The organism is Alloyangia mangrovi (assembly GCF_002300555.2).
Taxonomy (GTDB): domain Bacteria; phylum Pseudomonadota; class Alphaproteobacteria; order Rhodobacterales; family Rhodobacteraceae; genus Salipiger; species Salipiger mangrovi.
This window is the reverse complement of the sequence record NZ_NTHN02000039.1, coordinates 1-19,981: the sequence shown is the minus strand read 5'-3', so window position 1 is coordinate 19,981 and position 19,981 is coordinate 1. Positions and strand designations below refer to the sequence as shown.

The window sequence follows — 19,981 nt, the reverse complement described above, 5'->3', positions numbered from 1 at the left end:
GTGATTGAGTTTGCGATCTGCCGCGAACAGCACCGTTTCGGTGGCCATCGCCTTTAGGAGGATTTGTCGCCATCTTGCACCTCAGCTCGTGTGGCAATCGGTGCTGCAGTAATAGCAACCGTTGACAGAACTGTAGTGGCGGCGCGCTTGCTGTACCGCCTGTCGGCAAGAGCCGAAAATTCCCAAGTAAGTGCGGTTGTAGGTTAGCGGCATCCAAGCACAGCCTTCCTTGTGCACTTCGTGATCGCCATTCGCCTGAGCGTTGTCGTTAAGGTAATATCGAGCCATCGCAGGTCTCCGTTGTTTGCGAAGGCCGTTGACACACCGCACTCGAGTTGATTCACTCGGTTTGTACTCTGGATGCCGCCCCGACCTTCATTGGTTGGCGGAACCGGAAAAACGAGCCGCTCAAGCCTGGCCGCTTGGGCGGCTTTCGAATCTCCGGAGCTGTCTGCGGATAATGGTGTAAATAAGGCGCCGCTGAGTCAACAATTATCCGGATGATTAGAACTTCCCTCAACAATTGGTGCCGGAGTCTATAAATTGCTTTCCGGAGAGATCACTTCCTAAATCTAGATCGAAGGGAGTCTCTAGAATACAAAAAGGGGCGGGAAAATTTCCCGCCCCTTTCTTGTCTCTGGTCCGTGGCTTACGCCTGCAGCGGCTTGACCACCAGATCGCCCTCTTCGCGGGCCTGCATCGCCTGCGCGGCGGCATGGGCGCCTGCGGCGGTGGTGAAGTAGGGGATCTTGTCATAGAGCGCGACCGAGCGGATGGCGCTGCTGTCGGAGATCGAGGCCGCGCCCTCGGTGGTGTTGAGCACCAGCTGCACGCCGCCGTCCTTCAGCAGGTCGACCACGTTCGGACGTCCCTCGTAGACCTTCTTGACCACCTCGCAGGTGATCCCGGCCTCCTCGAGGAACTTCGCGGTGCCGACAGTGGCGAGGATCTTGAAGCCGAGGTCCGACAGGATCTGCGCGGACTCGATCATTTGCGGGGTCTTGTCCTGATCGCGGATCGAGATGAACACCGCGCCCTCTTCCGGCAGGTGAGTGCCAGCGCCCATCTGTGCCTTGAGGAAGGCGCGCGGGAACGAACGGTCCCAGCCCATCACTTCGCCGGTCGAGCGCATTTCCGGCCCGAGGATCGTGTCGACACCCGGGAAGCGGGCGAAGGGCAGCACGGCTTCCTTCACCGAGAACCAGGGCATGTTCGGATCGGCCAGCGTCATCGGATCGGCCAGCGGCAGGGCGGTGTCGTAATCGGCGTTCTCGGGGTAGGGTGCGCGCAGCGGGAAGGCCGAGAGCTTCTCGCCGGCCATGATCCGCGCGGCGATCGAGGCGATGGCGCTGTCGGTCGCCTTGGCGACGAAGGGCACGGTGCGCGAGGCGCGGGGGTTCACCTCGATGAGGTAGATTTCCTCGATGCCCTGCTCGTTCTTCTTGATCGCGAACTGCACGTTCATCAGGCCGACCACGTTGAGCGCCTTGGCCAGAGCCACGGTCTGCTCCTTGATCTGCGCGATGATCTCGTCCGAGAGCGAGAAGGGCGGCAGCGAGCAGGCGCTGTCGCCCGAGTGCACGCCGGCTTCCTCGATGTGCTGCATGATGCCCGCCACGTGCACGGCCTCGCCGTCGCAGAGCGCATCGACGTCAAGCTCGGTGGCACCCGACAGGTAGCTGTCGAGCAGCACCGGGCTGTCCCCCGAGACCACCACCGCCTCGGCGATGTAGCGCTCGAGGTGGGCCATGTCGCGGACGATCTCCATCGCCCGGCCGCCCAGCACGTAGGAGGGGCGGATCACCAGCGGGAAGCCGATGTCCTCGGCGATGGCCAGCGCCTGCGCGTCGGTCGAGGCGATGCCGTTGCGCGGCTGCTTGAGGCCCAATTGGTTGACCAGCGCCTGGAAGCGCTCGCGGTCCTCGGCGAGGTCGATCGCGTCGGGTGTGGTGCCGAGGATCGGGATGCCCTCTGCCTCAAGCGCGTTGGCCAGCTTCAGCGGGGTCTGGCCGCCGAACTGCACGATCACGCCGTGCAGCGTGCCGTTCTCCTGCTCGACGCGCAGGATCTCCATCACGTGCTCGAAGGTCAGCGGCTCGAAATACAGGCGGTCCGAGGTGTCGTAGTCGGTCGACACGGTCTCGGGGTTGCAGTTGACCATGATGGTCTCGTAGCCGGCATTGGTCAGCGCGAAGCAGGCGTGGCAGCAGCAGTAGTCGAACTCGATGCCCTGGCCGATGCGGTTCGGGCCACCGCCGAGGATGACGACCTTCTTGCGGTCGGACGGGCGCGCCTCGCATTCGACCTCGCCCATCATCGGCATCTCGTAGGTCGAGTACATGTAGGGCGTCTGCGCCTCGAACTCGGCGGCGCAGGTGTCGATGCGCTTGAAGCTGGCGACGACGCCGAGGTCGGTGCGGCGCTTGCGCACGTCCTTCTCGGCAAAGCCGGTGAGCTTGGCGAGGCGGGCGTCGGTGAAGCCCATGATCTTCAGCGCGCGCAGCCCGTCAGCGTCGGTCGGCAGACCCTCCTTGCGAACCTGCTCCTCGGCCTCGACGATCTCGCGGATGCGGGCGAGGAACCACGGGTCGAACATGGTCACGCCGTGGATCTCGTCATCCGACAGGCCGTGGCGCATCGCCTGCGCGATGGTGCGCATGCGGTCCGGGGTCTGCTTGCTGATTGCCTTGATCACCGCCGATTTCTCGGGGGCGTTCGACCAGAGGTCGACATCGACACCGGGGATCTCGACCTCGTCGAAGCCGGTCAGGCCGGATTCCATCGAGGCGAGCGCCTTCTGCAGCGATTCGTGGATGGTGCGGCCAATCGCCATCGCCTCGCCGACCGACTTCATCGCCGTGGTGAGGTAGGGCTCGGAGCCCGGGAATTTCTCGAAGGCGAATTTCGGGATCTTGGTGACGACATAGTCAATGGTCGGCTCGAAGGAGGCCGGGGTCACCTTGGTGATGTCGTTGTCCAGCTCGTCGAGGGTGTAGCCGACGGCGAGCTTCGCGGCGATCTTGGCGATCGGGAAGCCGGTGGCCTTCGACGCCAGCGCCGAGGAGCGCGACACGCGCGGGTTCATCTCGATCACGACCATGCGGCCGTTCTCGGGGTTCACCGCCCATTGCACGTTCGACCCGCCCGTTTCGACACCGATCTCGCGCAGCACGGCGATCGAGCCGTTGCGCATGATCTGGTATTCCTTGTCGGTCAGGGTCAGCGCCGGGGCGACGGTGATCGAGTCGCCGGTGTGCACGCCCATCGGATCGACGTTCTCGATGGCGCAGACGATGATCGCATTGTCCGCCTTGTCGCGAACGACCTCCATTTCATACTCTTTCCAGCCCAGCAGCGACTCGTCGACGAGGATCTGGTTCACCGGCGAGGCATCCATGCCGGTGCGGCAGTAGTGCATGTAGTCTTCGCGGTTGTAGGCGACGCCACCGCCGGTGCCGCCGAGGGTGAAGGCAGGGCGGATGATCGCCGGAAGGCCGATGTCCTCGAGCGCCTCGAGCGCGATGGCGACGCCGGCGTCGAGATCGACCTTGCCGTTCTCTTTCTTCGGCGCGGTGACGATCGTGGCGCGCGGGTTCTCGAGGCCGATGCGGTCCATCGCCTCGCGGAACAGGGCGCGGTCCTCCGCCATCTCGATGGCGTCGCGCTTGGCGCCGATCATCTCGACGCCGAACTTCTCGAGCACGCCCATTTCCTCGAGCTTCAGCGAGGTGTTGAGGCCGGTCTGGCCGCCCATCGTCGGCAGCAGCGCGTCGGGGCGTTCCTTCTCGATGATCTTGGCGACGACCTCAGGGGTGATCGGCTCAATATAAGTCGCATCGGCGAGCTCGGGGTCGGTCATGATGGTGGCCGGGTTCGAGTTCACCAGGATGACCCGGTAGCCTTCTTCGCGCAGGGCCTTGCAGGCCTGGGCGCCGGAGTAGTCGAATTCGCAGGCTTGCCCGATGATGATGGGCCCCGCTCCGATGATCATGATGGATTTGATATCGGTTCTCTTAGGCATGGGGGCACCTTCATGTCATGTATGTCGCGGTCGGGCATGGGGCAGCACGCGCTGGAGTCGCCGCTCCCCGCAAATTGTCGTGCGTTATAGACAGAAGCTTTGCCCACGCAACCCCAGATCCGCCTTGTTTTCTTCTGCAAAGCAAATGGCGGTGACAGCGGCGTGACGGCAGGCTGCCCTTGGGTCACGAAGTCTTCCCGGAATTTCAACGGCAAGCGCCGGGCCGTGGAGCGGCCAGGGTCGAGGCGGTGGCGGGTTACGAGACCCTACTGCGCAGCGTGCAGCATTTCCTGCTCGTGTGTCCCGTAGAGGTAATCCCGGGTGGTCGGCACGGCGTACTGCTTGTGCGACAGCTGCACGTGGAAGACCCCCTGCCGGGTTTCCTCGAACGCCGCCTCGCAGACCACAAGGTAGAGCCGCCACATGCGGATGAAGCGCTCGTCGTAGCCCAGTTCGCGCACCTTCGGCAGCGCCGCCTCGAAGCGGCGGCGCCAGTGGTTCAGCGTCGGCCCGTAGTGGCCGCGCAGCACTTCGACATCGGAGGTCCAGAGGCCGGACTTCTCGACCGCCGCCGAGACTTCCGAGAGGCTGGGGATGTAGCCGCCGGGGAAGATGTACTTGTCGATCCAGGGCGAGGTCGGCGCGGGCGGGGCGGTGTGGCCGATGGTGTGAATGAGCGCGACACCGTCCGGGGCGAGCACGTCATGCACCTTGGCAAAATACTCGCGCAGGTGCGGGTAGCCCACGTGCTCGAGCATCCCGACCGAGACCACCCGGTCGAAGCGATCCTCGATCTTGCGATAATCGAGCAGTCGGAAGTCGGTCTTGTCTGCAAGCCCGGCCTCCTCGGCGCGGCGCCTGGCGGTGGCGAGTTGGTTCTCGGAAAGGGTCACCCCGGTCACCTGCGCCCCGTAGTCGCGCGCCAGCGTCAGCGCCATGCCGCCCCAGCCGCAGCCGATGTCGAGCACGCGCATGCCGGGCTTCAGCAGCAGCTTGTGGGCGATGTGGTCCTTCTTGGCCTTCTGCGCCGCTTCGAGGCTGATGCCCGGATCGGTGAAATAGGCGCAGGAATACTGCATGTCCTGGTCAAGAAAGAGCCGGTAGAGATCGTCCGAGATGTCGTAGTGGTGCTTCACGTTGGTCTGCGAACGCAGCGGGTTGTTGCGCTGCTCGATGCCGCGCAGAGCGACGCGCATCCTGTCCCTGGCCGAGAACCAGCTTGGCATCTTGCCTGACTGCTGGTTGCGCACCAGCAGCGCGATGAAGGCATAGAGCCTGTGCGGCGGGCAGTCGATTCTGCCGTCCATGTACCCCTCGCCAAGCGCCAGGGCGGGGTTCTGGCAAAGCTCGCCGATGATGCTGTCGTCGGTCAGCGTGACCTCGGCTTCCGGGCCGGCCCCGGGCCCGTAGTCGCGGCTGGTGCCGTCAGGCCAGGTGACTCGCAAGCGCCCTTCTACAATGAGTCTTTTCAAGATCCGTTCGAGCAAGGTCTGCCACATGCCGGCCCCCCCTATACTGCGTGAAGTGCAAAAAACTCAGAAAAACCGCTTGAATCGCAAAAAGGTTCCCAGACGTTACAACATGAACGAAATATGGCAAATACCGTGGGCCTCCCTTGACTTCCCGCGGCTCTAGCGGTGTATCGGCGCCTAACTTTCCAGCAGTTTCCGAAGGGCAAGAGCCATGCATGCCTATCGCAGCCATACCTGCGCAGATCTGACCAAGGCCAACGTCGGCGAGACCGTCCGTCTCTCCGGCTGGGTGAACCGCATCCGCGATCACGGCGGCATTCTCTTTATCGACCTGCGCGACCATTACGGCATCACGCAAGTCCTGTGCGACCCCGACAGCGCCGCCTTCGCGGCGGTCGAGAAGGTGCGCTCCGAGTGGTGCATCCGCATCGACGGCGAGGTGAAGGCCCGCGACCCCGAGCTGGTGAACGCCAAGCTGCCGACCGGTGAAGTCGAAGTCTTCGTCCGCGACATCGAGGTGCTGGGCGCCGCCAACGAGCTGCCGCTGATGGTCTTCGGCGAACAGGAATACCCGGAAGAGACCCGCCTGCGGTATCGCTACCTCGACCTGCGCCGCGAGAGCATGCAGCGCAACATGACCCTGCGCTCGGATGTGGTCGCCTCGATCCGCCGCCGCATGTGGGGCAACGGCTTCCGCGAGTTCCAGACGCCGATCATCACCGCGTCCTCGCCCGAGGGCGCGCGCGACTTCCTCGTGCCGTCGCGCCTGCACCCGGGCAAGTTCTACGCGCTGCCGCAGGCTCCGCAGCAGTTCAAGCAGCTGATCATGGTGTCGGGCTACGACAAGTACTTCCAGATCGCGCCCTGCTTCCGCGACGAGGATCCGCGCGCCGACCGCTCGCCGACCGACTTCTACCAGCTCGACATGGAGATGAGCTTCGTCGAGCAGCAGGACGTCTTCGACACCATCTCGCCGGTGATCGCGGGCATCTTCGAGGAGTTCGGCGGTGGCCGTAAGGTCGACGCGCCCGGTGAATGGCCGCAGATCTCCTATCGTGACGCGGCCAAGTGGTACGGCACCGACAAGCCCGACCTGCGCAACCCGATCAAGATGCAGGACTGCTCCGAGCACTTCCGCGGCTCCGGCTTCGCGATCTTCGCCAAGCTGCTTGAGCAGGAAGGCACCGAGGTCCGCGCCATCCCCGCGCCCACCGGCGGCTCGCGCAAGTTCTGCGACCGGATGAACGCCTTCGCCCAGAAGGAAGGCCTGCCGGGCATGGGCTACATCTTCTGGCGTGATCAGGGCGAAGGCATCGAGGCCGCCGGCCCGCTGGCCAAGAACATCGGCCCCGAGCGCACCGAGGCGATCCGCCAGCAGCTTGGCCTGGGTGTCGGCGACGCGGCCTTCTTCCTTGGTGGTAAGCCCTCGAGCTTCGAGCGCGTGGCAGGCAAGGCGCGCGACGTGATCGGTGCCGAGCTCGGCCTGACCGAGACCGATCGCTTCGCCTTTGCCTGGATCGTCGACTTCCCGATCTACGAGAAGGACGCAGAGTCCGGCGAGATCGACTTCGAGCACAACCCCTTCTCGATGCCGCAGGGCGGCATGGACGCGCTGCTGGGCGATCCGATGGATGTGCGCGGCTTCCAGTACGACCTCGCGTGCAACGGCTACGAGCTTGTCTCGGGCGCGATCCGGAACCACAAGCCGGAGATCATGCTCAAGGCCTTCGAGATCGCGGGCTACGGCGAGGAGGAGGTCAAGAACCGCTTCGGCGCGCTCTACCAGGCCTTCCACTACGGCGCCCCGCCGCACGGCGGCTGCGCGGCGGGCATCGACCGGATCGTGATGCTGCTGGCGGATGAACAGAATATCCGCGAGGTCATCATGTTCCCGATGAACCAGCGCGCCGAGGACCTGATGATGCAGGCTCCCTCCGTGCCGGGCCCGGACCAGCTGATGGAGCTCTCCCTGCGGGTCATCCCGCAGGAGTGACCTTGATGCTCGAGACGCTCAGGACCCGCGGCTTCGATGTCGAAGTGCGCAACCATGCCGCGGCGATTCTGAGCGTCGACTTCCCCGAGGAAACGGCCGAGTTGGTCGAGACGCTTTCGGAGTTCACCATCGAACTCTCTGAGCTGATCGCCGGCGGCGGCGGCGAGTCGGGGCAGACCCAGCGGTTGCGGCGCGCGCTCAGCGCCCGCGGCTGGGAAAAGCACAACTTCCTTGTCCAGACCATCGTCGACGGCGTCGAGCGCGAGGCGATTTCCCACGAGATCGACCACGTGCGCCGCGCCGGGGCAGGGCGGCTCGCGCTCGAGATCGAGTGGAACAACAAGGATCCGTTCTTCGACCGCGACCTCGAGAATTTCCAGCGCCTGCACGCCCAGTCTGCGATCTCGCTGGGGATCGTGGTGACCCGCGGCTCGACGCTGCAGGACCGCATGCTGCCGCGCATCCGCGGCTGGCTCGAGGCGAACGGGCTGCAATCGGAAGAAGACCTGCAGCGGCTCGGCATCGGCGATCGCACCGCCAAGCAGCGCTCGGCGGTCGAGATGCAGGTGGCCAGGGGCGTGTCTTTCCCCGAAGCCTTCGCCCGCAAGTTCGTCGCCGACAAGTTCGGCACCGCCACCACGCATTGGTCGAAGCTCGAGGAACGTGTGCGCCGCGGCGTCGGAAATCCCTGCCCGCTGGTGCTGATCGGCCTGCCGGACGCGATCCTGCTGGGCTGACGCCTGGGGACGCCGGATTTTCGGAAATGTTCAAGACTGACCAAAAAGCGCCAGCCGTCGGGCTGGCGCTGCGCTGATCCGTGCAGTTGGCGGCGGTTACTCGGCCGCGACGCTCGAATTGTAGCTGTAGGTCTTCCAGGTTGGCTTGTAGTCGGCGTCGGCCTGGTTGCCCCAGACCGTCCAGCCGTCGCGCACGCCGCGTCCGAACATTTCGAGGTAGGGCCCCTTCGAGCAGCTCTCGATCAGCGCGTATTGCTCGTCCGGCTTGCGCGAATGCTCGCGTTTGCGGGTCTGGATCATGTTGACCTGGCGACGGCCCGCGTCTTCGGTGCGGGCGCTCTTGCCGCGGGTTCCGAAGAGCAGCAGCTCGGTCACGTTGCGGAAGTAGAAGCCCACGCCGCGCCCGTCCGAGCCGCCGTCCTTGCGAATCTTGTGCCAGACGATGTTCGACTTGTACTCGAACCCCCAGGAGCGGAGCACCTGCAGCCCCTCGGGCAGCAGTGCGTTCGGCACCCAGAGATAGCAATGCGCCGTGTCCTGCAGGTGGTCGGCCACCGGCAGCGCGCAGATTTCCTCGAGCGTCATCGTGGGATAGCGGGCCAGGCGCTTGTGTTCGGGGGCGACCTTGCCGGTGCGGTTGGTGAACCGCCACGGCGGATCGGCCATCACGGTGGCGAACCGGTCGTTCCCCAGGAACTCGGATAGATGTTGCGCGGCGCTTTGTGTCATCGTCGAAATATAGCCCCCGGATCGATCAAATGTCACGCGGCTTTCGCGCGCGCGGGGGATTTGCGCTCTATGGCAGGGAGCGAACAAAAATGGAACGATTCGACGCTGGGGAACGCGGGAAATTGCCTCGACGTTGCGGTCCCCGGTAGAGAGATGGCGCGGGCCGCATCGGGGCGGGCCGCCGCGCCGGGAGGTCCTCGGGACTCCCTCCTGCGCGGCGTCTCGCAGAGCTTGGCGGTCAGTCCTCGAGATGATCTTCCTTCTTCTCCTCGATCAGCCCTAACTCCTTTTCCTTGCGGTCCAGGAAGCGTTTTCCATAGGCGTCGTTGTCCTCTTCGCCGACGACCTCACGGGCGCGGGCGAAGACCTCTTCCTCTTCCTCGTCCATGTGGTGCTCGTAGTCATGCTTGAGCGTGCGGAAACGGGTCAGCCAGCCGGGCGAGGACATGTCCATCTCGTTTAATTCCTCGAGAATCTCATCCATCTCGGCGTGCTCATGCACCGAATGGCGGGCTGCGTCCTGGCCCCAGGTGTGCTTCATCAGCTCGGAATAGAACTCCTCCTCCTCGGCGGCGGAGTGGGACTTGATGTCACGATAGAAGGCGTCCCAGGCCTCCTGGCGTTCTGGGCTGTCGCCGCTGGTTGCGTCGATGCGCTCGAGTAGGGCGCGATGGGTCTCGTGGTCCTTCTTGATGGCGTCGTAGATCGAGGTCATGGCAGCTCTCCGCGTGCAGATGGCGATTGCGCAGGCAACGCGGAGAGAGGCGGGGGGGGTTCCGGGAATCCGGCTCAGATAGCCATGCGGGTCGCCAGACGCTGGTGCAGCAGTGCGGAGAGCTGGGTGAGCGCCTGCGCCGTCGGGCGCCGCTCGGCCCGCGCCGCGGCGAGCGCCCGCGCCGCGCGTTCGAGCGCGTTGTCCCCGGCGCTGCGCGCCAGCCCCGCGAGAAACTGCGCCAGATAGTCGGAGAGTCCGGGCTCTCCAGCCTCCTGCAATAGCGCGGCGGCATGGGCGATGTCGTCCTGGTAGGCCAGCGGATCGGGATGGATCGGGTCGTCCGAGACCAGTCGGATGCCGCCTGGTTTGCGGCTGTCGGGCAGGGCGGCGATGATCGCGTTCTGAAACTCGAGCAGGCTGCGCAGCGGCTTTTCCAGGAAGCCGTCCGCCCCGGCGGCGCGCAGCATGTTCTCGGCAAAGGGATCGCCGCTGATGCCGAGGATCACCGGCAGCCGCGGGCTGCGCGCCACCAGTTCGGCGATCAGCCCGGCGCCCGATCCGTCCGGCAAGCCAAGGTCGATCACCGCGACGGTCGGCCGGTAGAGCGACAGGTGCCGGCGCGCCGCCTGCAGGCAGTCCGCCCGGCGGATCCTTGCGCCGCTGCGCAGGGCCATCAGGCGCAGCGCATCGCAGGCGTAGCGGCTGTCTTCCACCGCAAGGATCGTCATTCCGAGCAGGGGTCTGGTGGCGGTGGGGCGTGGCGGAAAGGGCGTGTTGCGGTCGCTGTCGGTCATGTCGCTGTCGGTCATCGGGCCTTCCTCGATAGAGCTGTGCGCCGGGGCCGCGAAGGGGCGTCCGGGCCGGTCCATCCTGCGCCCCCTTGGCTAATGGGCGGTTAATGGACGCACCCGGCTTGCGGGGCAGGGGCCGCACGCGCGATAACCGGGCGACGCGAGGATTCGAGGGAGAGTGTCATGATCGGTCGTCTCAACCATGTCGCCATTGCCGTGCCCGATCTGGAGGCGGCCTCGGCGATGTACCGCGACACGCTGGGCGCAGCGGTCGGCGCGCCGCAGGACGAGCCGGATCACGGCGTGACGGTGGTCTTCATCGAGCTGCCCAACACCAAGATCGAGCTGCTCTACCCGCTTGGAGAGGGCTCGCCGATCAAGGGCTTTCTCGACAAGAACCCCTCGGGCGGCATTCATCATGTGTGCTACGAGGTCGAGGACATCCTCGCCGCGCGCGACCACCTGAAGGCGCAGGGCGCGCGGGTGCTGGGCAGCGGCGAGCCGAAGATCGGCGCCCATGGCAAGCCTGTGCTGTTCCTGCATCCCAAGGACTTCCAGGGCACGCTGGTCGAGCTCGAGCAGGTCTGAGGCAGGGTCATGGCAATCACCTCCGGCATCGTGCTCTTCGCGGTCATCTGGTTCATGACCTTTCTCTGCGTGATCCCCGTGCGGCTGAAGACGCAGGGGGATCTCGGCGAGATCGTTCCCGGCACCCACGCCGGCAGCCCCGAGGTGCACAACCTCAAGCGCAAGGCGTGGATCACCACAGGGATCTCGGTCGTCCTGTGGGGGATCTTCGCGGGGATCATCTTCAGCGGGATGATCTCGGTGCGGGACATCGACGGCTGGATGTTCAACCGGATGGGCCCGCCGGTGACGGCTGGCGAGTGACCCCGCCAGCTTAGACTGTTCGCCTAGCCTGCGGGGCGTTCGCCCTGCAGCCGGTGGTAGAGGTGGGTGAAGGTCGCCGCCCCGAGGATCGGGATCAGCAGGTTCACCAGCGGCACCGAAAGCGGAAGCGCCATCAGCACCCCGGCGATCCAGATCGTTACCAGGTGGCGGCGGCGCAGCACCGCCGCCTGCTCGCGCCCGACCCTTCGCATGGCGGCGAGGGTGAAATATTCCCGCCCCAGCAAAAAGCCGTTCAGCCCCCAGAAGATGAAGGGCGCGAAGGGGGCGAAGAAGATGTAGAGCACCAGCGCCACGAGGTTCGCCCCGATCAACACCCCGAGGAAGCTCAGCGTGTCGCGCATGGCCTCGCCCCAGCTCACCTCGTAGGCCGGGCCGAGCGCGGGGTAGTGCCGGTCTTCGACCGCCTGCGCCACGTCATCGAGGAAGAACGAGGTGATCGCCGAGGCGACGGGCACCATCAGCACCACCGAGAGCAGCATCATCAGCGGCACCGCGCCCCAGCTGATCGCAGTGTCGACCCAGGTCACCTCGCCGATCCAAGGCAGGGTGACCGTGTCGCCGACCAGCCATCCCACCACCGTGACGAAGACGAAGTAGATCAGCACGAAGAGCCCGACCGTCAGGCCGAGCCCCTTGAGCAGCACCGAGCGAAAGCGCGGATCGCCGATCTGGCCGATGGCGGCGAGGAAGGACGCCGGGATCATGCGTCCATCCAGGTGGTGATCGCCTCGAGGTCGGGGCGGGGGCGCTCGGGCGGTGCCGAGGTCTCTGTGCCGATGTGGATGAAGCCTGCGACGCGCTCGTTTTCGGCCAGCCCCAGCGTTTCGGCGACGAAGGTGCGGTCGTGTGAGGCCCAGCCGGTCAGCCAGTTCGCGCCCCAGCCCGAGGCCAGCGCGGCATTGAGCAGGGCTAGGCAGGCGGCGCCCGCCGAGTAGGTCTGCTCGAGCGGCGGGATCTTGGGGCTTTGCTTCTGCACCTCGATCACTGCGACGCAGAGCGGGCTGTCGGCAAAGGCGGCACGGGCCTTGGCGGCCTGCTCGGGCTCGATCTCGAGCGCGGCGGCACGGGCGGTGACCGCCTCGGCCACGCGGTCGAGCGCGCCGCGCTCCAGGACGATGAAGCGCCAGGGTTCGAGCTTGCCGTGGTCCGGCGTGCGGGCGGCGGCGGTGAGCAGCGGCAGCAGCGCCGCGCGGTCCGGTGCCGGGCCGGTCAGGGTCTTGGCCGGGCGCGAGCGCCGGCTGAGCAGGAAATCCATCGCCTGCGGGTTGGGGGTGGGCATCGCCGTCTCCTCATTCAGTTGCCCCCTATGTCAGGCTTTGGCGGCGCGGATTCAACCGGTTGCGGCGCGCGGGGGGACGTCCGAAAGAACAGGATGCCCGCGGCGCGAGGGCCTGCTATGACGCCATGCACCCTTGTTACAGGAGCTCCGCCATGGCCAAGACCGACCTCTCGCACCTCGCCGCGCCCGGCACTGTGCTGGAGCTGCGCGTCACACCCAAGGCGTCGCGCAACGAGATCCGCGAGGAGGAGGGGCAGATCCGCGTCTACGTCACCACCGTTCCGGAGAACGGCAAGGCCAACGAGGCGGTGGTCAAGCTGCTCTCAAAGGCGCTGGGGGTGCCGAAGTCACGGCTCACGCTGACCCGCGGTGCGACCTCGCGGGACAAGGCCTTCCGGGTCGAGGAGTGATCACTCCTCCTCGTCGGGTTCTTGGCGTGTGTAGACGCCCTCGGGCAAGCTGATCGCGGCGGCGAGATCGCGCATCTGGGTCATCGAGAGCGTGATCTTGTTCACCCTGTCGGTGCGCGGGTCGTATTGCTCGACCGTGACGCATTCCTCGAAGCTCGAGACGATCACGTCTTCCTGCAAATGCGGCTCTCCCTCGTCGACGAGGGTCACCACGGTGGCGTCGAATTCGTGCTCGATGCTGAACATGATCCTAGCCTAGACCTGCCGCCCCGCGGCGCGCAATCCACAAAATGTACCAACGCGCGGCGGGGAAGCTGGGCACACGCAAAAAGCACAAAGATGCCACTGAATGCGCGCTGCACTGGCGCCGGGACGCGGCGCCGCCTATCCTTGGATCCATGACCCGAACCGGAGCGACCCGCCGCATGCGCCGACTTCTGCCCGTTTTCCTTGTCTTCGCCTCGGCCCTCGTTTCGGCCTGTACCGTGGCGCCGATTTCTTCGGTGCCCTCGGGCCGCAACGATCCCTTCTCGGGCGCCGAATCCCGTGCCGCGCAGCAGTTCACCGAGGTGGTGCACCGGGTCGAGCCGGTGGCTGAGAGCCAGTGCCACGCCTTCACCCGCGACGGGGCCAATTGCGACTTCCTAATCGTGGTCGATGACCGCCCCGACGAGACCCCGAACGCCTTCCAGACCCGCGACAGTCAGGGCCGGCCGGTGCTGGCCTTCAACCTTGCGCTGATCCGCGAGGCGCAGAATGCCGACGAGCTGGCCTTTGTCATGGGGCACGAGGCCTCGCACCACATCCTCGGCCACCTCGACCGGGTGCAGGAAGATGCCGCCATCGGCGCGATCATCTTCTCGGGCATCGCGGCGATGACCGGCGCCGACGAGGCTTCGGTGCGCTCGGCCGAGGAATTCGGCGCGTCGGTGGGGGCACGGACCTTCACCAAGAATTACGAGCTGGAGGCGGACGAGTTGGGCACGGTGATCACGCTGCGCAGCGGCTTCGATCCGATTCGCGGCGCGCGCTTCTTCGAGCGCCTGCCCGATCCGGGGAATCGCTTCCTCGGGACACATCCGCCGAACAGCGAAAGAATCGAAACCGTACGGCGCACGGCAGAGGCATATCGGGCCGGCGGCGGCGTCTGACGTTGATGTGCATCAAGGGCGACCCCGCCCTGCCGTGCTAGGCTCATCCCGAGGCAAGGCCGAAAAGGCCGCCAACAAGGGAGAACTGCCATGCCCGGAGCAAAGGATTTCAAGCGCCACGCCGGTCTCGTCGACCAGATGGCCGGAGCGCTCGGCGTCGATCTCGAAGAACAGATGCTGCGCGGCCGGCTGAGCTTTGCCGGTCTCGAGGATGCGGTGCTGGCCTGCACCGGCTGCCACAAGCCCGGCGAATGCGAGCATTGGCTCGCCACGCGCGACGGCATCATGGCGGCCACGCCGAGCTACTGCCGCAACGCCGATCTCTTCCGCGACCTGACCGGAGGCTAGGGCGATGATCTCGGCCAACATGCTGCGCGGTCCGAGGCCGTTTCCGCTGGGAGACGAGCGCACCCATTACTGGCGCGTGCAGCGCATGGCCCGGGCCACCGGGGTCGATCTCGTCGAGGCGCAGCGCCGCGGCGTGCTGCCGCAGCGCGACTGGGCCGGGATGGTCGGGCGCTGCCGGGTCTGTCTCTGGGCCGAGGGATGCGCGCGGTGGCTCGACCACATGGCCGGGATCGAGGCCGAAGCGGAGGGCCCGCGCACCTGTCCCGAGGACTGCGTGAACCGACGCCCCTTCAAGATGTTGCGGGATGAACTTCGGCACGAGGTATGAGTCATGCTGGGCGATCAGGCACGGCACTTCTGGCTGGCGCGCAGCGTCGCGCGGGTGATGGGGCTCAATCTTGGCGAGATGATCGACAAGGGGCGGCTCCGGCCCGAGGAGTATCAGGTGATGGTGGCCGCCTGCCGCAGCTGCGCGCTGGTGGAACAATGCGAAAAGTGGCTGGCAAGCCAGTGCGACTTGGCCAAGGCGCCGCCGCCGGGATGCCGGATCTCGGCACCGTTGACCCGGCTCAGGCGCGCGAGATGAGACAGGTGCACTTTTTTGAGAGGGGAGTGCATCTCACTGCGGCCCGTTGCACATGAGCGGGCCGCTTTTTTCTGCCCGGATCCCGCGGGTCGCCGCGGGCCGATCTCTGAGCCGCGCCTCACGCCGACGCTGCAAGCGGGGCGGGGCGCCCAAGAAACGGGCCTATGCATCGGGACCGCCTTCCGTATAGGCGGTTCGCTTTGACTTGCGCCCTGCGCCGCCGATAGCTAGTGGCGTTGAAAATTCTGGAGTACCCCGCATGGTCATGACCCGCTTTGCCGGCGCCGCGCTTGCGCTTGCGCTTTCCTTCGCATCCGGAGCCGCCTCGGCGCAGGAGTTCGTGGCCAAGATCGGCCACCTCGAAAGCACCGCGCAGAGCCGCCACGTGCACCTCGAGAAGGTGGCCGCGCTGGTCAAGGAGCGCACCGAGGGCGCGGTCGAGCTGCAGATCTTCCCGCAGGGCCAGCTGGGTAACCAGCGCCAGATGAACGAGGGCGTGCAGCTCGGCACCATCGAGGCCACCGTCGCCCCTGCCGCATTCCTCGGCGGCTTCAACCCGGCGGTCTCGATCCTCGACATCCCCTACCTGATCCCTGAGGACGCCGCCGAGGCGCAGGCGCTGCGCGACGGTCCCTTCGGCCAGGCGTTGCTGGCGACCTTCGCCGACAAGGGAATGGTCGCACTGATGCTCTGGCCGAACGGCAAGAAGCAGTTCACCTCGAACAAGCCGCTGGACAATCTCGCCGCCTTCGCCGACCAGAAGTTCCGCGTGATGGACAGCTCGATCCTCATCGAGCAGTTCAACGCTCTGGGTGCCTCGGCCATCGCGCTGCCCTTCGGCGAGCTCTACACCTCGCTGCAAACCGGCGTCGTGGACGGCGAGGAGAACCCGCTCGACACCATCAAGAACATGAAGTTCTACGAGGTGCAGGAGAACGTGGTGATCTCTGATCACGGTGCGATGGAAGACGTGGTGCTCTTCAACCCGATGTTCTGGGAGAGCCTGCCGGCCGAGTACCAGAACGTGATCAAAGGTGCCTTCGCCGAGGTCATCCCCGAGCTGACCGCCCACAAGGCCGCCGCCGTCGAAGAGGCGCTGCAGGTGATCAAGGACTCCGGCACCAACGTGCGCGTCGCTTCTCCCGAAGAGCGCGCCGAGCTGCGCGAACTGACCTGGGGCCCGGCCTCGGAAGCCTATGTCGCCATGGCCGGTGAGGCGGGCAAGGCGCTGCTGGCCGCCTACGAAGAGGCCACCGCCAAGTAAGCCGGGCCACGCGCCGCAGACATTCCAAGACCACACAGGGCGCCCGGGTTTCTCGGGCGCCTCTTTGCAAGCCGCTCGCGACAGACCCGGAGACCGCCCATGCCCCTTCTCACCCTCTTGCGAAAGGTCGAGCGCACGATCCTCGTGGTGCTCTTCCTGACAATGGTGGCGCTGTTCTTCGGCTCGGTCGTGGTGCGGGAATTCGGTGGCACCATGGCCAGCCGCTTCGCCTGGATCGAAGAGGCGGTGCGGCTGATGAACCTCTTCCTGGTCTTTCTCGCGCTCGGCCTCGCGCTGGAGCGCGGCAAGCACGTCGGCATCACCAACCTGCGGGACAAGCTGCCTGAGGGCGCGCGGCGCTGGCTGCTGCGGGGTATCGACACGGTCGGGCTGCTGTTCTCGGTCTACGTCGCATGGCTCGGTGTGCAGATGGTGCAATTCGTGCTGAAATCCGGCCAGACCTCGCCGACGCTGGGCATCCCCATGGGGCTGATCTACCTCGCGCCGGTCATCGGCTTCCTGCTGCTGGCGCTGCGCTACGGGCTCAGCCTCTTCGGCGTCATAGACCGCTTCGCGGCGCAGGCGGAGGCCGAGTGATGCTGATCCTGATCGTTCTCCTCGCCGCGCTCCTGCTGCTTGCGGGCTTCGAGATGCTGCTGGTGCTGGGTGTGCCCGCGCTGGCCTACAAGGAAATCTTCTACGCCAAGCTGCCGGACCCCGCGATCGTGCAGAAGATCGTCGGCGGCATCGACCACACGACGCTGCTGGCCATCCCCTTCTTCATCTTCGCGGCCAACCTCATGGGCGCGGGGCAGATCGCCGCGCAGCTGGTTAACGTGGTGAAGGCGCTCGTCGGCCACACCCGCGGCGGCATCGGCCACGTGGTTGTCGGCGGCTCCATGGCCTTCGGCGCGGTCTCGGGTTCGGCCCCGGCGACGGTCGCGGCCATGGGCCGGATGGTCTATCCCGAGATGCGTCGGGCCGGATACTCGGACAAGTTCAGCCTCGGCCTGCTGGTCGCCAGCGCCGAGACCTCGTTGTTGATCCCGCCCTCGATCACCCTCATCGTCTACGGCTGGATGACCGGCACCTCGATCTCGCGGCTCTTTGCCGGGGGGCTCGCGGTGGGGCTGGTGCTTGGGCTCGCCTTCGCGCTCTTCGTCTGGATCGAGGCCGGCAAGGGCGGGGTGACCCGCGAGCCGCGCGTGCCGTGGGCCGAGCGACTCTGCGCCATCTGGCGGGCGAAATGGGCACTGGGGATGCCGGTCATCATCCTCGGCGGCATCTATTCCGGCTTCATCACGCCCACCGAGGCGGCGGCGGTCAGCGTCGTCTATGCCATCGTCGTCGAGGCCTTCATCCTGCGCAGCCTGACGTGGAACGACCTTTTCAAGATCACCGAGCGCAGCGCCATCAACACCGCGATCATCTTCGTGCTTCTGGCGATGGGCGGGCTGATCTCCTTCTTCGTGACGCTGGCGCAGGTGCCCAATTCGATCATCGGTCTTCTGGAGTCGGTGGACGCGGGCTGGATCACCTTCCTGATGGTGGCCAACCTCTGCTTCTTCATCGCAGGGATGTTCATCGACCCGAACTCGGCGCTGCTGGTGCTGGTGCCGCCGCTCTTCCCGGTGGCGCAGTCGCTGGGGATCGACCCGGTGCATTTCGGCATGATCGTCACGCTGAACATCTCGCTGGGGATGATCACGCCGCCCTTCGGGCTCGACATATTCGTGGCCTCCTCGACGCTGGGCAAGCCGGTGTCGCAGATCATCGCCGGGGTCTGGCCCTTCGTCGTGGTCAACATCCTGGTGCTGCTGCTGATCACCTACCTGCCGCAGATCTCGCTCTTCATCCCGAAACTGATCTTCGGCTGAGCCCGGCGCGCGGCGGCCCTCCACATCGCCGCGCGGCCCTGCTACACCTGCGACAACCTCGCGAGAAAAAGGGCGTTTGAGCATGACCACTCCGAAACCCGTTGTCCTGACCATCCTCGACGGCTGGGGCCTGCGTGACGAGACGGCGTATAACGCGCCGGCGCTGGCCAAGACGCCGACCATGGACAAGCTCTACGCCACCTGCCCGCACGCCAAGCTGGTGACCTTCGGGCCGGACGTGGGCCTGCCGACCGGGCAGATGGGCAACTCGGAAGTGGGCCACACCAACATCGGCGCGGGCCGTGTTGTGGCGATGGATCTGGGGCAGATCGACCTCGCGATCGAGAATGGCTCCTTCTTCAAGAACGAGGCGATCCTCGCGTTCGCTGCCAAGGTGAAGGCCGCTGGCGGCAGCGCGCATCTTATGGGGCTCGTCTCGGACGGCGGCGTGCATGGCCATATCGTGCACATCAAGGCGGCGGTGAAGCTGCTGGTCGATCAGGGCCTCGAGGTGGTGCTGCACGCGATCACCGATGGCCGCGACGTTCCGCCTAAATCGGGCGAGGCCTTCGTGAAGGACCTCTCCGAGAGCCTGCCCGCGGGCGCCAGCATCGGCACCGTTATTGGCCGTTACTACGCCATGGACCGCGACAACCGCTGGGAGCGGGTGCAGACCGCCTATGACGCGATGATCAAGGGAGAGGGCGAGAGCGCGCCCGATGCTGTGACCGCCGTCAGCCAGAGCTATGCCAAGGACAAGACCGACGAGTTCATCCCGGCCACCGTCGTGGGTGGCTACGCGGGGCTCAAGGCGGGCGACGGCTTCTTCTGCCTCAACTTCCGGGCCGACCGGGCGCGCGAGATCCTCGCCGCCATCGGCGCGCCCGACTTCGATGGCTTCGCGCGCGAGAAGCCCGGGCTTTCGGCGCTTCTCGGCATGGTCGAGTATTCCGACAAGCACAACGCCTACATGACCACCGCCTATCCCAAGCGGGTGATCGTCAACACGCTGGGCGAATGGGTGGCCAAGCACGGGCTCACGCAGTTCCGCCTCGCCGAGACCGAGAAGTATCCGCATGTCACCTTCTTCCTCAACGGCGGCAAGGAGACCCCGGAGGAAGGCGAGGACCGCTTCATGCCCAAGTCGCCCAAGGTGGCGACCTACGACCTGCAACCCGAGATGTCCGAGCCCGAGGTGGCCGAGCGCTTCGTCGCCGCGATCGAGAAGGGCTATGATCTCATCGTCACCAATTTCGCCAACCCCGACATGGTCGGCCACACCGGCGATCTCGAGGCGGCGATCAAGGCCTGCGAGGCGGTGGACGAGGGCCTCGGCAAGGTGGTCGCGGCGCTCGAGAAGGTGGGCGGCGCCATGGTGGTCATCGCCGACCACGGCAACTGCGAGACCATGTGGGACGACGAGACCAATGGCCCGCACACCGCCCACACCACCAACCCGGTGCCGGTGATCCTCTTCGGCGGGCCCGAGGGCGCGATGGTGCATGACGGCATCCTCGCCGATGTCGCCCCGACGCTGCTGCAGCTGATGAACTTGCCGCAGCCCGAGGAGATGACCGGGACGAGCCTGATCGACAAATGAGAGCCGCGGCGCTGATCCTCTGCCTGATCGCGGGCCCGGCGCTGGCGCAGGCCCCGGGCGAGGCCGCCCGGGCCGCGGCGCGGGCGCTGGAAGAGG

The 19,981-nt window shown here is 66.0% G+C and carries 21 protein-coding genes; 13 read left to right on the top strand and 8 right to left on the bottom strand.

From position 1 onward, the window contains the following. Positions 1-649: 649 nt before the first annotated feature. Positions 650-4,021 carry a carbamoyl-phosphate synthase large subunit gene (gene carB / locus CLG85_RS18665; RefSeq protein ID WP_095882991.1) on the bottom strand — a complete coding sequence of 1,124 codons (3,372 nt, stop codon included), beginning with the start codon at positions 4,019-4,021 and terminating at the stop codon, positions 650-652. Positions 4,022-4,287: 266 nt separating this feature from the next. After that, the gene (locus tag CLG85_RS18660) at positions 4,288-5,520 is read right to left on the bottom strand and encodes an SAM-dependent methyltransferase (protein ID WP_095882990.1); all 1,233 of its coding nucleotides are present in this window, start codon (positions 5,518-5,520) and stop codon (positions 4,288-4,290) included. A 184-nt stretch (positions 5,521-5,704) separates the two neighbouring features. On the opposite strand from CLG85_RS18660, the gene aspS reads away from it, so the two are divergent. Together aspS and CLG85_RS18650 are read left to right on the top strand one after the other, a co-directional pair. Further along, positions 5,705-7,486, top strand: a complete 1,782-nt coding sequence (gene aspS, locus CLG85_RS18655) for an aspartate--tRNA ligase (RefSeq protein WP_095882989.1) — start codon at positions 5,705-5,707, stop codon at positions 7,484-7,486. A gap of 5 nt (positions 7,487-7,491) precedes the next feature. Beyond that, complete coding sequence (locus tag CLG85_RS18650) at positions 7,492-8,223, top strand: BglII/BstYI family type II restriction endonuclease (protein WP_095882999.1); 732 nt, start codon at positions 7,492-7,494, stop codon at positions 8,221-8,223. Positions 8,224-8,319: 96 nt separating this feature from the next. Here CLG85_RS18650 and CLG85_RS18645 read toward each other — a convergent pair whose 3' ends face one another. From CLG85_RS18645 to CLG85_RS18635, 3 genes are all read right to left on the bottom strand, one after another. Beyond that, positions 8,320-8,952, bottom strand: a complete 633-nt coding sequence (locus CLG85_RS18645; RefSeq protein WP_095882988.1) for an MT-A70 family methyltransferase — start codon at positions 8,950-8,952, stop codon at positions 8,320-8,322. A gap of 238 nt (positions 8,953-9,190) precedes the next feature. Next, complete coding sequence (locus tag CLG85_RS18640) at positions 9,191-9,667, bottom strand: hemerythrin domain-containing protein (protein ID WP_095882987.1); 477 nt, start codon at positions 9,665-9,667, stop codon at positions 9,191-9,193. A 74-nt stretch (positions 9,668-9,741) separates the two neighbouring features. Then, positions 9,742-10,476: a response regulator gene (locus CLG85_RS18635; RefSeq protein ID WP_224917645.1), complete on the bottom strand. Its 735-nt coding sequence runs from the start codon at positions 10,474-10,476 to the stop codon at positions 9,742-9,744. Positions 10,477-10,641: 165 nt separating this feature from the next. Here CLG85_RS18635 and mce point away from each other — a divergent pair, with 165 nt between their 5' ends. Both mce and CLG85_RS18625 read left to right on the top strand, forming a co-directional pair. Next, on the top strand, positions 10,642-11,046 hold the full coding sequence (gene mce, locus CLG85_RS18630; protein ID WP_095884322.1) for a methylmalonyl-CoA epimerase: 405 nt from the start codon (positions 10,642-10,644) through the stop codon (positions 11,044-11,046). Positions 11,047-11,055: 9 nt separating this feature from the next. Further along, positions 11,056-11,349, top strand: a complete 294-nt coding sequence (locus CLG85_RS18625) for a DUF1467 family protein (RefSeq protein ID WP_095884321.1) — start codon at positions 11,056-11,058, stop codon at positions 11,347-11,349. Positions 11,350-11,372: 23 nt separating this feature from the next. On the opposite strand, the gene CLG85_RS18620 is transcribed toward CLG85_RS18625, so the two are convergent. Together CLG85_RS18620 and CLG85_RS18615 are read right to left on the bottom strand one after the other, a co-directional pair. Next, complete coding sequence (locus tag CLG85_RS18620) at positions 11,373-12,074, bottom strand: EI24 domain-containing protein (RefSeq protein WP_224846184.1); 702 nt, start codon at positions 12,072-12,074, stop codon at positions 11,373-11,375. Then, the gene (locus CLG85_RS18615) at positions 12,071-12,649 is read right to left on the bottom strand and encodes a nitroreductase family protein (protein ID WP_260349839.1); all 579 of its coding nucleotides are present in this window, start codon (positions 12,647-12,649) and stop codon (positions 12,071-12,073) included. Before CLG85_RS18615 ends, CLG85_RS18620 begins: the two co-directional genes overlap by 4 nt. Positions 12,650-12,801: 152 nt before the next feature. On the opposite strand from CLG85_RS18615, the gene CLG85_RS18610 reads away from it, so the two are divergent. Then, entirely contained in the window at positions 12,802-13,059 is a 258-nt protein-coding gene (locus CLG85_RS18610; RefSeq protein WP_095882883.1) for a DUF167 domain-containing protein, read from the top strand. Here the strand turns inward: CLG85_RS18610 and CLG85_RS18605 are convergent, their stop codons facing one another. Continuing rightward, positions 13,060-13,305, bottom strand: coding sequence for a DUF8831 family protein (locus tag CLG85_RS18605; protein WP_095882882.1), 246 nt, complete (start codon positions 13,303-13,305; stop codon positions 13,060-13,062). 179 nt (positions 13,306-13,484) lie between these two features. Between CLG85_RS18605 and CLG85_RS18600 the strand changes: the two genes are divergently transcribed. From CLG85_RS18600 to gpmI, 8 genes are all read left to right on the top strand, one after another. Next, positions 13,485-14,210: a M48 family metallopeptidase gene (locus CLG85_RS18600; RefSeq protein ID WP_095882881.1), complete on the top strand. Its 726-nt coding sequence runs from the start codon at positions 13,485-13,487 to the stop codon at positions 14,208-14,210. A gap of 90 nt (positions 14,211-14,300) precedes the next feature. Next, positions 14,301-14,558: a DUF6455 family protein gene (locus CLG85_RS18595; protein ID WP_095882880.1), complete on the top strand. Its 258-nt coding sequence runs from the start codon at positions 14,301-14,303 to the stop codon at positions 14,556-14,558. Positions 14,559-14,562: 4 nt separating this feature from the next. Further along, positions 14,563-14,886 carry a DUF6455 family protein gene (locus CLG85_RS18590; RefSeq protein ID WP_095882879.1) on the top strand — a complete coding sequence of 108 codons (324 nt, stop codon included), beginning with the start codon at positions 14,563-14,565 and terminating at the stop codon, positions 14,884-14,886. Between the two features lie 3 nt (positions 14,887-14,889). Further along, positions 14,890-15,144 carry a DUF6455 family protein gene (locus CLG85_RS18585; protein WP_095882878.1) on the top strand — a complete coding sequence of 85 codons (255 nt, stop codon included), beginning with the start codon at positions 14,890-14,892 and terminating at the stop codon, positions 15,142-15,144. A gap of 259 nt (positions 15,145-15,403) precedes the next feature. Beyond that, positions 15,404-16,408, top strand: a complete 1,005-nt coding sequence (locus CLG85_RS18580) for a TRAP transporter substrate-binding protein (RefSeq protein WP_095882877.1) — start codon at positions 15,404-15,406, stop codon at positions 16,406-16,408. A gap of 99 nt (positions 16,409-16,507) precedes the next feature. Further along, positions 16,508-17,005 carry a TRAP transporter small permease gene (locus tag CLG85_RS18575; protein WP_095882876.1) on the top strand — a complete coding sequence of 166 codons (498 nt, stop codon included), beginning with the start codon at positions 16,508-16,510 and terminating at the stop codon, positions 17,003-17,005. Then, the gene (locus tag CLG85_RS18570) at positions 17,005-18,285 is read left to right on the top strand and encodes a TRAP transporter large permease (RefSeq protein ID WP_095882875.1); all 1,281 of its coding nucleotides are present in this window, start codon (positions 17,005-17,007) and stop codon (positions 18,283-18,285) included. Before CLG85_RS18575 ends, CLG85_RS18570 begins: the two co-directional genes overlap by 1 nt. Positions 18,286-18,367: 82 nt before the next feature. Beyond that, positions 18,368-19,885, top strand: coding sequence for a 2,3-bisphosphoglycerate-independent phosphoglycerate mutase (gpmI, locus tag CLG85_RS18565; RefSeq protein WP_260349838.1), 1,518 nt, complete (start codon positions 18,368-18,370; stop codon positions 19,883-19,885). The last annotated feature ends 96 nt before the right edge of the window (positions 19,886-19,981 follow it).